The organism is Sphingobium sp. MP9-4 (assembly GCF_005281675.1).
Lineage (GTDB): Bacteria > Pseudomonadota > Alphaproteobacteria > Sphingomonadales > Sphingomonadaceae > Sphingobium > Sphingobium yanoikuyae.
The window spans coordinates 1-13,231 of record NZ_LUFI01000085.1 but is presented as its reverse complement, the minus strand read 5'-3'; the positions used below and the strand labels follow the sequence as shown (position 1 = coordinate 13,231).

Annotated in this window: 14 protein-coding genes; 11 read left to right on the top strand and 3 right to left on the bottom strand. The window is 57.9% G+C overall.

Translation table 11 applies throughout. The features are described 5' to 3' along the window. The first annotated feature begins 165 nt into the window (after nt 1-165). The 3 genes from A0U87_RS23760 to A0U87_RS26360 all read left to right on the top strand — a co-directional run bounded on the left by A0U87_RS23760 (nt 166) and on the right by A0U87_RS26360 (nt 1,781). Nucleotides 166-825: an SOS response-associated peptidase family protein gene (locus A0U87_RS23760; protein ID WP_137406068.1), complete on the top strand. Its 660-nt coding sequence runs from the start codon at nt 166-168 to the stop codon at nt 823-825. A gap of 162 nt (nt 826-987) precedes the next feature. Beyond that, the gene (locus tag A0U87_RS23755) at nt 988-1,596 is read left to right on the top strand and encodes an SOS response-associated peptidase family protein (protein ID WP_240700627.1); all 609 of its coding nucleotides are present in this window, start codon (nt 988-990) and stop codon (nt 1,594-1,596) included. Beyond that, nucleotides 1,593-1,781 (top strand): hypothetical protein, encoded by a 189-nt coding sequence (locus A0U87_RS26360; RefSeq protein WP_170978464.1) that lies wholly within the window; start codon nt 1,593-1,595, stop codon nt 1,779-1,781. The genes A0U87_RS23755 and A0U87_RS26360 overlap by 4 nt, the downstream gene beginning before the upstream one ends. A 173-nt stretch (nt 1,782-1,954) precedes the next feature. Here the strand turns inward: A0U87_RS26360 and A0U87_RS23745 are convergent, their stop codons facing one another. The 3 genes from A0U87_RS23745 to A0U87_RS23735 all read right to left on the bottom strand — a co-directional run bounded on the left by A0U87_RS23745 (nt 1,955) and on the right by A0U87_RS23735 (nt 4,413). Then, on the bottom strand, nt 1,955-2,572 hold the full coding sequence (locus tag A0U87_RS23745) for a hypothetical protein (protein WP_137406066.1): 618 nt from the start codon (nt 2,570-2,572) through the stop codon (nt 1,955-1,957). Nucleotides 2,573-2,636: 64 nt separating this feature from the next. Further along, the gene (locus A0U87_RS27085; protein WP_137406065.1) at nt 2,637-2,918 is read right to left on the bottom strand and encodes an AlpA family phage regulatory protein; all 282 of its coding nucleotides are present in this window, start codon (nt 2,916-2,918) and stop codon (nt 2,637-2,639) included. 76 nt (nt 2,919-2,994) lie between these two features. Further along, entirely contained in the window at nt 2,995-4,413 is a 1,419-nt protein-coding gene (locus A0U87_RS23735) for a hypothetical protein (protein WP_137406064.1), read from the bottom strand. A gap of 185 nt (nt 4,414-4,598) precedes the next feature. Here A0U87_RS23735 and A0U87_RS23730 point away from each other — a divergent pair, with 185 nt between their 5' ends. The 8 genes from A0U87_RS23730 (at nt 4,599) to A0U87_RS23695 (ending at nt 13,029) form a co-directional block, all read left to right on the top strand. After that, nucleotides 4,599-4,985: a hypothetical protein gene (locus A0U87_RS23730; RefSeq protein WP_137406063.1), complete on the top strand. Its 387-nt coding sequence runs from the start codon at nt 4,599-4,601 to the stop codon at nt 4,983-4,985. Between the two features lie 52 nt (nt 4,986-5,037). Beyond that, on the top strand, nt 5,038-5,796 hold the full coding sequence (locus tag A0U87_RS23725; RefSeq protein ID WP_137406062.1) for a hypothetical protein: 759 nt from the start codon (nt 5,038-5,040) through the stop codon (nt 5,794-5,796). Continuing rightward, complete coding sequence (locus A0U87_RS23720) at nt 5,793-6,380, top strand: hypothetical protein (RefSeq protein ID WP_137406061.1); 588 nt, start codon at nt 5,793-5,795, stop codon at nt 6,378-6,380. The genes A0U87_RS23725 and A0U87_RS23720 overlap by 4 nt, the downstream gene beginning before the upstream one ends. A gap of 248 nt (nt 6,381-6,628) precedes the next feature. Beyond that, entirely contained in the window at nt 6,629-6,952 is a 324-nt protein-coding gene (mobC, locus tag A0U87_RS23715; RefSeq protein WP_137406060.1) for a plasmid mobilization relaxosome protein MobC, read from the top strand. Then, entirely contained in the window at nt 6,949-8,463 is a 1,515-nt protein-coding gene (locus tag A0U87_RS23710; RefSeq protein ID WP_137406059.1) for a relaxase/mobilization nuclease domain-containing protein, read from the top strand. The genes mobC and A0U87_RS23710 overlap by 4 nt, the downstream gene beginning before the upstream one ends. A gap of 359 nt (nt 8,464-8,822) precedes the next feature. Then, nucleotides 8,823-10,505, top strand: coding sequence for an ABC transporter ATP-binding protein (locus tag A0U87_RS23705; protein WP_137406069.1), 1,683 nt, complete (start codon nt 8,823-8,825; stop codon nt 10,503-10,505). Beyond that, on the top strand, nt 10,502-11,566 hold the full coding sequence (locus tag A0U87_RS23700) for an HlyD family efflux transporter periplasmic adaptor subunit (RefSeq protein ID WP_137406058.1): 1,065 nt from the start codon (nt 10,502-10,504) through the stop codon (nt 11,564-11,566). The genes A0U87_RS23705 and A0U87_RS23700 overlap by 4 nt, the downstream gene beginning before the upstream one ends. Before the next feature lie 77 nt (nt 11,567-11,643). Then, nucleotides 11,644-13,029 carry a TolC family protein gene (locus A0U87_RS23695; protein WP_240700628.1) on the top strand — a complete coding sequence of 462 codons (1,386 nt, stop codon included), beginning with the start codon at nt 11,644-11,646 and terminating at the stop codon, nt 13,027-13,029. Nucleotides 13,030-13,231 lie beyond the last annotated feature (202 nt).

Sequence of the window (13,231 nt, the reverse complement as noted above, 5' to 3'; positions counted from 1 at the left end):
GCGCACGCAGCTCGTCGAGGATGGCGGTTTTTGACATGGAGGCAGGGACTCGAAAATATGTTCCCCATTTGTTCGCCCCAATCCTGCGCCGGAGTCAATGGCATTTCGTTCTTCATATGTTCTATGTTAGGAAGATGGCTTCGAGTCCCTCCAGGAGGTGAGGTCATGTCACGGCTGCATTGCGCGCGGGCGAGCATCGCCGAGATCGCGGCGCATTTCGGGATCGATTCCTTGCCCTCGATCACGGTGCCCGAGGAGACAGTCGAAGGGCTGCCGGGGCTGGTTGTCTTCGAGAAGAGCGGCCGGCGCCTCTTGCGGTCCATGACATGGGGTTTTCTGCGCCTGACCAAGGATATGCGCGCGCGCGGCGAAGAAGCGGGGCGTATCGGCCTTGTCGCAGATCTCACCAACCCAATGTGGGAGGAGATGGTGGTCGATCCGCGCTATCGCTGCCTTATCGTGCTCACCCATTTTGCCAATCCCGATGGCGTGCCCGGTGCCAAGACCAGGACCTGGTTTTCGGTGAAGCGCCAGCCGATCATTGCCTGGGCCGGCTTCTGCCGAAACCTGCTGAGCGAGGGACCGGTCTATGCCGGCATGACGATGGAGGCCAATGCGGCGATCCCGCCGACCAATGACCGGATGCCGGTTCTGCTTGATCCCCATGATTATGACGCCTGGCTGCATGGCAGCATCCAGGATGTGATCCGGTTTCAGTTCCGACCGCCCTTTGCGGCCGAACGGATGGACGTGCAGCGCAGCGAGGATAGCTGGCGCAGCAAGGCGCCGCCGCCCGGGACGCAGGCGCAGGCGCTTTTGCTGTAGCCGCGTCGAGAAGTTTGCCGGCTGTCCTGACAGATAGGCGGCTTCCTAGTCTTTCGCGCCATGATAGGATGACGCTGGAATCGACAACTGCTCCAGCCGCTTCGTTCGAACAGGAGGTCAGCCATCTGCAATCTCTACACCGAGCGTCTGAGCGCTGCCGAGGTGGCCGCCCATTTTGGCGTGGCAAATCCGGTCATGTCCAATGCCGGTGACGAGGTCTATCCCGGTACGCCGGGCCTCGTGATCCGGGAGGAAGCCGGGCAGCGCATCATGCAGTCGATGACCTGGGGCTTTCCGTTGCGCCTCAAGGGCATGTCGCCGACGGCAAAACCCAGGCCTGTCAATAATATCGCCGATCTCGCCAAGCCGATGTGGAAAGGCCTGGCGGCCAAGCCGCAATGGCGCTGCCTCATCCCGCTGACGGCCTTTGCCGAAGCGGAAGGGCAAAAGGGCGCCAAGACGCGGACCTGGTTCAATGTGAAGGGACAGCCGATCTTTGCATGGGCAGGGCTCTGGCGCGTGAGCGATGAATGGGGGCCGGTCTATTCCGGCGTCATGACGGATTGCAATGAGGCCATCCGGCCGGTGCATGATCGAATGCCGGTGCTTCTCATGCCAGAAGACTATGAGCGCTGGCTTCATGGATCGTTCGATGATGCCGTGGCGTTTCAGGAACGTCGCTTTCCCGATGAGTTGATCAAAATGACCCGCACCAGCGAATTATGGGTGAAGAAGAAGGCAACGGTGGCCGAGGCGCCGTCGTTTCTATGACCAGGGAAATGGAACGTTGGGCTGCGGCGCTCGCCGTTGATCGCCAATATGGTGCCGGGGCAGAGGAGTTCATCGCCGGACGCGTGAAAGACCTTGCTATCAAGGGTGACGAAGCCAGCGTCATGCGTTGGCTGGCAATTGCAGATTGCCTCGATGCTCTTGCGGCTGGAGGTACGATCCAGTGAGGTGCTGGTCGGGACGCATGACTAGGCACCGAATTGCAGATAGCTGAGCGAAGTGGGCAATTCGAACGGACTGCACAGCCCTAAATTTGCCGTGGACGAGGCTAGTGGATTTGGAATTTCACCCCTAGCCCCGTCTTCGGAAAATCAAATTCCTAAGTCATGGCATTCTAGTTTTAGGATGCGCGACCTTGGCGAAGTCCCGCATTATCTCTGAGGTCGCGCCTCATTCGGGCCACATAAGATTCGGTATCAACCAGAATAGTAGGCGCGAAATGCTTCTCTATGTCCGCCGCCAACGCCGTCAATGACGCATCTGTCGATTCGGCCGTCAAGATTATAGGGCTGAACGAGTATTCGATCCGATGCGCATCTGGATCGCCTATATCTACTTCGTCTCCTGCCTCGCAGAGCGCCGTTTCGGCGGGCGACTCTAGGATTTCAACGACGGTGGAAAAGCTGTGACCTGACACAAAGGATTGGCAGATGTCCGCTATCTCTGAATCATCGGCATCTTCTTCCTCGATTTCGACGAGATAGGTCGTCAATTCTGGCAGCAGCCTATTCACGAGGTCGCGCGCCTCGCCGATGGTCGGTACTTCACCAAGCTGCCACATGCTCATCTGGCCGTTTGCGACTTCGATCGGCATCGCACCTGGTTCGAACTGTTCGACCCAAGCTGTGCCATCGCTATGGTCGAGCCACAGATACACTGGCCAGTGCGAGCCAGGCAGGTACGCGGGCGTGTAAAGTGCGTGAACCTCCGCATCGCCAACACAATTCTCGGCTTTCATAAATTCTCCTTATCGCTTGTTAAATCGCATGTTTGCTTCGGAAGAGGGTTTGATCGCCCGAATTTCAAGGAGGTCGACGAAGGCGCTGAAGGTTGGCTCGCCATGCCCGCACTTCGCGTAAGTTCCAGCGCGTCGCCGCTCCGCCCGGTTTATATGCTGGAGGAAACTGGCCACGTTTCATGAGATCGTAGATCTTGGTTTTACCCAGCCCCGCTATTTCCTTAACGACGGCCAGCGGAACGAGGATGTCGTCGTCGTCGCCTCCCGCGGCTTTCGTGGGCGCCAATGGCGATGAGTTCCTGATCCTTATCTGCAAATCTTCGAGCAGTTGAGGATCATCCTCCATTGCGCGCCGCAGCTGCGCGATGAACCACGCGAGGTTGTCAGCCTCGCCTGATTGCGGGGAGCAAGAAGTGACATGATCACTTCTTGTGCCTTTTGCGTCCCTTGCCCGAAGCGCGATACCGACCGGGCGGTCTATGTTTCTGATCCTGCTCACGCTTTTGCTTAGCCTGGGCCAGGGCTGATGTGGCGGGTGGCGCGGTCGGAACCGAACGGAAAAGATACTCGATCAGGACATCGAACCGCTGAGCTTCTTTCAAGGCCATCCGCCCAGCCCATTTTTCACGTCGGATAGAGAGCTTGCCGAGCGTTGTGTGAACGGTCTTCAGCAATTGCTGATTGAGCGTATTCCCTCGAGCTTCAGTTTCGTATTTCAGGTCCGCTAACGAGACGCTCTGATCTAATTCTATGTCGTAAATGTAGCGATACGTGAACAAAATTTGATTGACTCGATCATCTTTATTATTAGGCAAATCATCACGAAATGTAGAAGGCAATTTCAACTTATTGTTTTCATATACGCCGTCAACGATGTCATTGATCTGGTCAGAAAGCTGTATCAGGCGCTTTGTTGCGAAGGCGATGCAGAATCCGGCAGGATGGCCGTAATAAGCGCGGTGACAACCCCAATTTGCGTTCTTGATCACCTTTCCTTCGTTATTATTTTTATTCCTTAGCCTTTCCATCGTGCTTCGAATTTTTTTCGCACTCGCGCCCAACCGGGGGAGCAACTTGCGGATTTCGTGCTCGATTTCGCCCTCTGACCGATCTGATATGGCTAAATAGGACTCAGCGAGTGAGCGCAGGTCGGTAATAAGATCGGCATTCGGCTGCCTTTTTTTGGGCCGAAAGTAGTGGTCATCCACTTTGACGACAGCATCTGCGGCCTTGATGATGTCACGAATTGCGGCAGGCTGACGGTACGGTCCCGTTAGGCCGTCCAGCCGAGTGAGGAGATGGTCCACCATCCAGGCGCGAGCACCAATGAGCTGAACCTGAAACGCAGCATTATATATCGCGACGTTCGATACGAGCGATAACAACTCAGTACGCGTGCAATCGCCCCAGCCCTCCGCTGGAATGATTTTGATGGCCTTGCCCAAATAGCCCTTACGGCAGAGCCTGAGAAAGTCAGGCGCGATCGTTCCTGTTTTCCATAACAGTTCTGCATCGCGCCCCGGCGAAAGGTTCAACGCCTGCGCCACATTCTGCAACGCATCAGGATTGTTGGATGCATCGAGCATGCGGGTGAATTTCTGCTCAATGGCTTCCTGGTTGGCGAATGCTGACGCTGGCCCTCGCACGCAATGATTAAAGAGATGCCCGGGCGGCAGTTCGCGAAGGTCCCCGGTGCTGAAAGCCGCCTCGTGATATTGTCTGCGTTTTAGGCCGCCGTAAATGATCGCCTCGGTGTTTTCCTTGATGGATTTCGCAATTGAGTCTGTATCAAACCTCGATGGTAGCTTGATTTTCTGATGATAGTTTTCGCGGGTGGACATGGATGCTCCTTGAAGAGCGCGCACCCTATCCCGCTAATCTTAAACGAATATTTCCACGGACGCGACTTTCGTCGTCGTGTCACGATGGCTTAGCTTCATACCGCGCCACCCGTTCCAGGACTTCCAAAACATGGTTCAAGCCTCCCAAGCCCGGCACGCAGTCGGGCCTGAACAGGAGACTGAAAATGTCATTGGATGATGAAGAAGACTTCTCCGACCGGGTCGCAGGAGCTCTGCTGAAGCAGCGGCAGTCGCGCTCCAGTCCGCGCGCAAAGGCGCGCGAATTTGTGGTGAACCTTCTTGGCAAGTGCCCGGACGCGAAGCTGCCGGAACTCATCAGGCTGCCCGAGATGCGCGAGTGGATGGGTCATCACAAAATCACTGAAAGCCAGCTTCGTGAGGCGCTGACGCTCGCTCGCCGCGATGTGCGGAACAGCGCCGATGAAATCGTCGCGAAGCGTCCGCAGCGACGGCGCCGCATGCCGGTCGCTGTCCGCCCGGAAAAGACTGCGGCTCCGACCGACATGTTCGGCGGGCTGATCGTGGAAAACGGCCCGATTAGCGACCTCTGATCCTCGCGCCTTTCAGTCAGCAATCTATCAAATTCTCGTCAGGATACGTCTCATGGCTATGCCGTCATCAATTCCATACAACCCCAAAAAGAACAGCAAGAGGAAGGCCCCGATCCTGCTGTTCAGTGGCGACAAGGGCGGGATTGGTAAATCTTTCGCGGCCCGAATCTTCGCCGGCTTGCTCGGACAGTGGGGGTACTCCGCTGTCGGGTTCGACGGCGACGCGCGAAACGCTCACTTGGAGCGCTATTACGCCTCCGTTTTCCCCGTCGGCCGCCCCTATCTGCGCAGCGAAGCGGGCTGGGCCCAGATGTTTGACGGTTGGGAAGCCGTCGCCGATGAAACCGTCATTCTAATCGACACCCAAGCGGGGTTTGGCGAAGTCGCCAGCCAGCAGAAGGCCGCCATCTTGTTGGCAACCGAAAAGCTGCAGCGAGAGGTTATTAGCCTCTGGATCGCTGACGAAGAAGAGGATTCGGTCCGCCTGTTCAAAGCGGCACCCGAACTTGCGCCATCCGACAATACGTTCTTCCTGATGAATGGCAGGTTCGGGTCGACACTCGCCGAGTTCGTGATCTGGAGGGAGTCGCAAACACGGGCCCAAGCACTCGCACGAGGAGTGCGAGAGTTGTTGCTGCCTGCGCTGCCAATCCGGGCGCGGACCCGTATCGCACGTGCTCATGCGCCCTTCTATCCCCGGCCCCAGATTGGGCTGTCCTTTTCGGAAACGATCGAGTTCGATCTTTGGTGGTCCCGCGCGGAAGAGGCTTGCGAGCCCGTTCTGAAGAAGATCCAGGAGATCATGGCATGAGCAGTTCGTCTGAGGATATGATCCGTCATCTGCTGCACCGCGAGCCGACCGCCGAAGACTACAAAACGATGAATCGGTTGATCCGTGATCTTCCGCCTGAACTCGTCAACAGCCCAGGTTTCATGGCTGAGACGATCCTGCGCACCGAGCATGTTCGCGAACTCAAAGCGATTATGAAGCAGGCGGCCTTCGAAGGCCAACAGCGCATCCATCATGATCTGGATGCGCGCATCGATCGGGCTGCGATCAGTGCCCTGTCGAGGATCCGTGACACGATGCCCATTGGCGCCGATGATGCGGCCTATCGCCTGCTTCGGATCGCGATCATGTGGATGATCGGTGTCGCCGTAGTTGCTGCGACGGCGAGTTGGATGGTGGCAGCATGGTACATGTCGCCCGAACGCCAAGCGCATCATGCCGCAACCGAAACAGAGTTCGCTCGGTGCGTGAATGCGGCGGCAGGCGGCTTCACAATTGGTGCAAAGTCGAAACGCGATGCGAGCGAAGCTCGTCGCGACATGGTGCGCAATGACCTCATGATCTGCGCTGCAGAATACGCGGATCGTCGAGCAGGCGATCTCTAATCCGCCATCGCTGATCCTGCATACGCAGGGCTTTGCCTCCGCATTTCGCGGCGGCACCGTCCCAAGTGGCAGCTTAAAATGAAAGTGGGAGGAAAGGAGCAAGGGCTGGCCAACGACTACCGCGCCCGGGGCGGCGCGGGTTCGACTGCTTTGTCGCCTACGGCTCTGGCGCAGTCGAACGCGTTGGCCTGACCTTGTCAGGGAGGGAAGCCCTCCCTGAACCCTCCCCAAATGCTTGCATTGGAGAAATGAAATTGCCTGGCCAAACTGGCACCGAGGTTCGCGTGCGCACCATCGTACTTACGACGAGGTGGTCGCCAGCGGAGCATAGCCGCCTCGAAGAAATCGCCGAATACTCGAACTGCTCCAAAGCGGAAGCACTTCGACGCCTGGTGCAGCAAGGGCAGCCGATGATCCTGCCATCAAGGCTCCTCGTCGGCGAAGTGCGGCGCATTGGCGTCAACATCAATCAACTCGCCAAACATGCAAACGCTAGCGGGCATGTCGACCATGATGCGCTTCATGATGCATACCGAGATCTGCTTTCCGCGACCCGGATGCTGCTCCGATGATTCCGGAAATCAAATTCGGCCGGGACTTTGGCGGCCTGGTCAATTACCTGATGGACCATCGAGACCATGAAGTCCTGGATATTCGTGGGGTCTCTTCGATCGACATGGCCGCGCAGGAGATGGCCCTAGTCGCGAGCATGGCTCGCCGCGCAAAGTCGGTCGTGATGCATTGTTCGCTATCGGCGGCCATTGAAGACGGCCAACTCGCCGCAACCGAGTGGCGACAAATGGTCGATGAAATCGACAGCGAGTTCGACCTTAGCAATCACCAGCGCGTGATCGTACGGCACAAAGACAAGGATTATGACCATGTGCACATCTTCTGGTGCACCGTAAATCCAGATACCGGCCAGACTCCGCCCAAACAGCTTTTCCTGGCCAAAGGGGTCAAGGTCGCAGGACTCGGCGATTTCGCGTTGACGCCAAAGCAGGCCGCATCATTAGCCAAGGATCAAACCGTCCGCGGATCTTTCAATCGCCATGCGCTATATCGGCTGCAGAATTTCTGCCGACGCATCGAACGCAAACTTGGCTTACGCTGTCTCCGTACACCGCGCGAAATGGCCGCAGACAGGATGTCGGGTCAGTCTCGTGGACCGTCTGGTTCGCAGATGCATCGGGTAGAACGAACCGGTAACCCGTCACTGTTGGAACGCGCACCAGCAATTCGCGCGGCGCTCGACGAACCTGACTGGCCCCATTCCCAACGCCGATTAGCGGCTATTGGGATCGGGTTGCGGCCTGCTATTCGCTCGAGCAAAGCCAACGGTGAAAAGGTTGTCGGGCTAATATTGTTCGATCTGACAGATACTCAAAATAGCATCAAGGCATCTCAGCTTGACGGCGACGGACGCCGTTATGGACTGGTGCAAATCGAGAAACGGCGCGAGTCGGGCACGCCTACGCTAGGTGAGTGGTGGCCGACTGCAGCGGCAACTGTGCCTGCGCCAGAAAGCGCAACCGACATTGATGAGACGTCAATTCGCGACGATTTCGAGGCTTATCGCGCTCGGTGCTTGCATCAGCGTCGGGAGGCGTCCGTGAGGAGGAAGCAACTCAAAGAGCAATATGCCAAAGATCGTAAGGCCGTCGCGAAGGCGCTCATGGAGAAGCGCCGACAGCAGGCACAAAGTCTTGCAGCGAGTGCGCGGCGGGCGTTCTATGCCTATTTCTCTACGCACGTTCGCAAGCCTCGATTGGCAAAATTGGAGGGCGAACTGCGTGACGCACTCCGCGCGCTGCGATTGCCTCGCGTGATGCAATGGCACGAGTTCATTGCACAGCGCCCGATGGCTAGCCAAAGCGTGACCGATAGGAATGTCGCGTCACAAACTAATGCCTCGCTCCGGATTGATCGGCCCATCGCCAAATCGCCGAGGCTTGTACAAAGTGATCAAAAGGGCAGCTCAAACGTCAAGCCGATGGATAAGGTCGAGCCGGTTCCTACCGAGGCAAATGATCTTGAGTGGCTGATCGCTCTGCAGCGACAAAGGTCAGGGCCTGGACGATGAACTGCGGAAAATATGGCTTGAGCAGAAAACAGCCAGGTCAAGGCGGAACTAGGACTGGTTGCCCCGCGACAGTGATCTGATCAGGCAGCTTTGCGCCCATCCAAGTCGTTCAATTGGAAAAATGGCGCACCTATTAACGGCCAGTCCGCTTAGACCGAGGGTGGGACATTTTTGCCGTTCGCGCTTGCTTCGGCGAACGGCGGCTTTTGGCGCATCCGTCCCAAAGCTCTATATCGCCAAATTCTTCTGCTGACGTTATGGCTCTAATGTAAGCAAATGTTGCCATGCAGCATTGACTTCTTGCCGGATTTAGTATGGGTTGGCTATTGAACCGACCGCAGAAATTCGAGGGGTTCAAATTGGCTGGCGAGCAGTTCGGTCTGCGGCATGCTGCCGCGTGGGTGGGAGAGATTGTTGGCCCGGACAAGGGCTACGTCAATGTCGGCATTATCTATACGCTCGCGATAACGCTTCTCTCGTTGGCAACACCGATTTCCGTTCAACTTCTGATAAACTCGGTCGCCCGGACGGCACTAGTCGCGCCGCTTTGGATATTATCGGGCGTCATGCTGGTACTGCTGCTCATGGTCGCTTGCCTCAGCGCCTTGCGGCTTTACTTGCTGACCATGTTTGAGCGTCGCCTATTTGCGCGCGTGGTGGCGGAAGTCACGGTAAGGGCGGTTCACGCTCAGAACCCTTTCTTCGCTGACGAAAGCCGGGGCAGTCTGTTCAACCGCTATTTCGACATGGTCGTCGTCCAGAAGTCCGTCCCAAGCCTTGTCATCGGTGCATTCACCATTATTCTTCAGGGCGCGGTAGGCCTGGTAGTCACAAGCTTTTATCACCCCTTCTTTCTCGCCTTTAACATCATTCTCGTGGTGATATGCCTGCTGATCTGGATGCTGTGGCGCCATGGCGCAATCACGGGCGCCATAGGGGTTTCCCATGCCAAGCATGAAGCGGCGCAGTGGCTTGAAAGCGTGGGAGCTTCGAATGGCTTCTACAAATCGGCCCGACATCTTGATTTCGCCATGGATCGCTCGGAGGCGGTGACAGCAAATTACATTCGCGCGCATCGTCGATATTTTCGGTACAGCTTTGCGCAGGCGCTGGCCTATTTCCTGGTTTATGCCTTCGCGGCCTCAGCCCTGCTGGCCCTTGGCGGAAATCTCATTCTCGCAGGGCAGCTCTCGATCGGCCAGCTTGTCGCGGCAGAACTCATCCTCTCCGGCGTGTTCTACGGCATCGCACAACTGGGCTGGTATCTCGACACATTCTACGATCTGGTCGCCAGTTCGGAGGAACTGTCGCAGATCTTCGCGATCCCTCAGGAGCCTTTGGGCCTCAGCGGTCAGGCGCCCTCGAACGGATCGGTCCGGTTCCGCACCGTCGAGCTAGGCGAGTCGCGGTTCGATTTCCTGCTCGACAGTGGGGAGCAGGCAGTTGTCGTCGCGGATCCGGGTGTAGAGAATCAGATAGCGCTGCTGCTTAAGCGCCACGTAAATCCGGAACGCGGGTTGCTGACGATCGGCGGCAGCGATCTGGGCACCTTCGATATGTATTTGCTGCGCTCAGAAGTCGTGGTGCTCAACCGGCCCACCATTGTTGACGTCACCATCCGCGAATATCTGAACATGGCCGCGGGCGGTAATGCGGACAGCGCGCTTTCCATGAAGGTGCTCGCTGTCGTCGGTCTCGCTACCCGCATATCCAGCCTGCGGCAGGGCCTTGATACGCAGCTGGCAAGTTCGGGTTCTCCCCTGTCCATCGTGGAAGTCATGCAGCTCAAGGCGGCCGCCGCGCTGATAAGCCAGCCAAAGGTGCTGTTGCTTTCCCAACTTTACGACATGATGCCCGCTGATGCGCTCCAAGCCACATTGAAGATGCTTCGGGAGAAAGAAACGACGATATTTTTATTTACGGGAAGGCCCGAAGCGCTGAATCTGGACTGCTGTCTCTGGCTGGGGACGCAGGCGCAACGTCGTTTCGGGGACAATGCCGCATTGTCTCAATTTCTCGCCACGAGGGAGGTTCGGTCGTGACGATCAGCGCGACTCAGTTGGCGCATTTCCGCTCCCTTGCTTCGCTGAACCCGCCGCGCGCCATCGTCGTGGTTTCCTGGTTGATCCTGATCGGCCTCGGCGTGGCTGTCGCCATTCTGTTTGTGCCTTGGCGGCAGACCGCACAGGGCGGAGGCCAAGTTACGTCCCTCGATGCGAGCGATCGGTCGCAACAGGTGTCATCGTTGGTGGATGGGCGGGTGGATCGCTTTTTTGTTCAGGATGGCGCGCTTGTAAGAGCTGGCGATCCGATCGCCAAAGTCGTGGATGTCGATCCGAATTTTCTGGATCGCCTGGCTGCCGAAAAGTCGGAAGTCGAGGCGCAGATCGCTGCCATCGAGCAAGCGCGCGCGGTTGCTGCGATCGACGTCTCCCGCACCGCGCAGCTCTTCAGGGAAGGTTTGGCTGCGCGGCGTGACTTTGAGCAGACCCAGATCAAGGTCGCCGACGCCAACGCCAAGCTAGCCGAGGCTCGTGCGAAGTTGAAGCAGATCGAGGTCAAGCAAATGCGGGAGTCCGCGCAACTCGTCACTGCGCCGAGGGATGGCCGGATACAGAACCTCAATGCGGCTGCGGGCGGTGCCCTGATTTCTGCCGGCACAGTGCTTGCGACTGTTACTCCCGAACAAATCGAACGTGCAGTGGAATTGTTCGTTGACGGGCGGGACATCCCCTTGGTCGAGCGCGGGCGTCCGGTTCGGCTTGAGTTTGAGGGGTTCCCCGCATTTCAGTTTAGCGGCTGGCCAGCCTTCGCCATCGGCATTTACGACGGACAGGTCCGCTCCGTGGACCCGGCGCCGCGTGCCGACGGCCTGTTCCGGGTTCTCGTGGAGCCGGCGCCCGGCAAACCTGTCTGGCCCGCCAGCCGCTTCGTGCGCCAAGGTGGGAAGGTGCTGGGCTGGATACAAGGCGACAACGTCACCGTCGGCTATGAACTGTGGCGACAGCTCAACGACTTCCCGCTCAACTTCGGGCAGGATCAGGTCGCTCAAAAAGCTCAGGAGAAAGCCGACAAGAGCTCGATCGAAAAGAAAAAGAAGTGAAGACCCGGACTGTGATCGGCATCGCCTGTCTGGTGGCCGCTGCCCGGATCCTGACGGCACAGGCGCAGGCCCAGAGCATTCCACCGACGGTTGCCGCCGCAGCCAGCAATGGTCCGTTGACGCTGCAAGAGGTGTTGCAGTCGTCCGCCCGATCCGCTCCCGACATCATAGCCGCGCTTGCACGCAACCGGCAAGCCGAAGCGCGCGCGCTGACTGCGCAAGGGGCGTTCGACACCGTGTTCGCCGTGGAGGGGCGGAGCCGAGTCGCGGGCTATTATGACGGTACGGAAATTGCGGCAAAGGCCGAACAGCCACTGAGCAACAATGGCGGCTATCTATATGGGCAATATCGGGCGTCGAGGGGTGATTTCCCTGTCTATGAAGACAAATCATACACGAACCGGCTGGGAGAACTGAAGGTTGGGGCGCTTTATTCGCTGCTGCGCGACAGGCTGATCGACGCCCGCCGGTCCGAGTTTCGGCTGGCAACCAACAACATCGACATCGCCCGGTTCGAAACGAAGGCTGCAAGCATAGGCGTGCAGGCCCGCGCGGTGGAGGCATATCAGAAATGGGTGGCCGCAGGACTGAAGCTCAAGGCCTACGAGGCGCTGCTGGCGCTGGCCGGAGGGCGCACGAAAGGGATAGAACGTCAGGTCCAGCTTGGTGCCAAGCCCGATATTCTGCTGACCGAGAATGACGTCAATCTTGTGAGGCGACAGGCCTATGTCGTGGAGGCGCGGCAGGATTTCCGTGCCGCAGCCGTCAAGCTGTCGCTCTACTATCGAGACGCCAATGGCGCGCCGGTCGTTGTCGATGAAATGCGGTTGCCGGCCGATGCCGCAGCTCTTGATGGGATCAGGACGAATTCTGCCTTCAATCTGGAAGGCCGGCCCGATTTCGCCATTATGCTCCAAGAGATAGACAAGGCGACGGTCAAGCTCGCTCTTGCCCGCAACGACCTGCTACCGCGGCTGGAGGTTGGTGGGGAAGTCGCCAAGGACGTCGGCCCGACCGGCTTGGGCGGATCGAGCCGTACGCCGCTCGAAATGATCGTCGGCGTGACGTTCAAAATACCGCTGCAAAACCGAAAGGCCAAAGGCAAGCTGGCTGAAACGCAGGCCAAGATCGATGAACTGACGGTCAAGCAGCAGTTTCTCGCGGAAAAAATCCGCGCCGAAGTCACTGCGATCAGCCTTGAGGTTGATGCAGCTAATCAGTTGGTGGCAACGACGGATAAGGAACGCATACTGGCCCAGCGGCTGGCGGCAGCCGAACGGCGGCGGTTTGAGTTGGGATCGAGCGACTTCTTCCTAGTCAATCAGCGCGAGGAAAGTGCAACCAATGCCGAGGTAAAGCTTATTGAAGCACAGGCACGCATTGCCGCTGCCAGAGCCGAACTGGCCGCCGCGACTGCAGATGAAGATGCCTTGGGGCTAACCCCTATTTCTGGACCAGATTAATCACGCGGCATTTGGAGAATTGACACCGAAGGGAAAGGCAGGTTTTCGCCAAAGCGGCCGCAGATATCCTTTTTTGCGAACGACCGACTTTGTGAAGGGTTTCGGGCGCTTGCGTACGAAAGCCTCCAGTGCAGGAACCCGCGGGCCCCACGCGCTGGTCTATGGGTAAAGCGGCTTTGGGGTGGTTCGGACGGGTAAGCGA

What these genes read in the sequence shown, in the direction of transcription:
- A0U87_RS23760 (WP_137406068.1), top strand. Translation starts at nt 166, where the DNA reads ATGTCACGGCTGCATTGCGCGCGGGCGAGCATCGCCGAGATCGCGGCG.
- A0U87_RS26360 (WP_170978464.1), top strand. Translation starts at nt 1,593, where the DNA reads ATGACCAGGGAAATGGAACGTTGGGCTGCGGCGCTCGCCGTTGATCGC.
- A0U87_RS23745 (WP_137406066.1), bottom strand. Translation starts at nt 2,572, where the DNA reads ATGAAAGCCGAGAATTGTGTTGGCGATGCGGAGGTTCACGCACTTTAC.
- A0U87_RS27085 (WP_137406065.1), bottom strand. Translation starts at nt 2,918, where the DNA reads ATGGAGGATGATCCTCAACTGCTCGAAGATTTGCAGATAAGGATCAGG.
- A0U87_RS23735 (WP_137406064.1), bottom strand. Translation starts at nt 4,413, where the DNA reads ATGTCCACCCGCGAAAACTATCATCAGAAAATCAAGCTACCATCGAGG.
- A0U87_RS23730 (WP_137406063.1), top strand. Translation starts at nt 4,599, where the DNA reads ATGTCATTGGATGATGAAGAAGACTTCTCCGACCGGGTCGCAGGAGCT.
- A0U87_RS23725 (WP_137406062.1), top strand. Translation starts at nt 5,038, where the DNA reads ATGGCTATGCCGTCATCAATTCCATACAACCCCAAAAAGAACAGCAAG.
- A0U87_RS23720 (WP_137406061.1), top strand. Translation starts at nt 5,793, where the DNA reads ATGAGCAGTTCGTCTGAGGATATGATCCGTCATCTGCTGCACCGCGAG.
- mobC (WP_137406060.1), top strand. Translation starts at nt 6,629, where the DNA reads ATGAAATTGCCTGGCCAAACTGGCACCGAGGTTCGCGTGCGCACCATC.
- A0U87_RS23710 (WP_137406059.1), top strand. Translation starts at nt 6,949, where the DNA reads ATGATTCCGGAAATCAAATTCGGCCGGGACTTTGGCGGCCTGGTCAAT.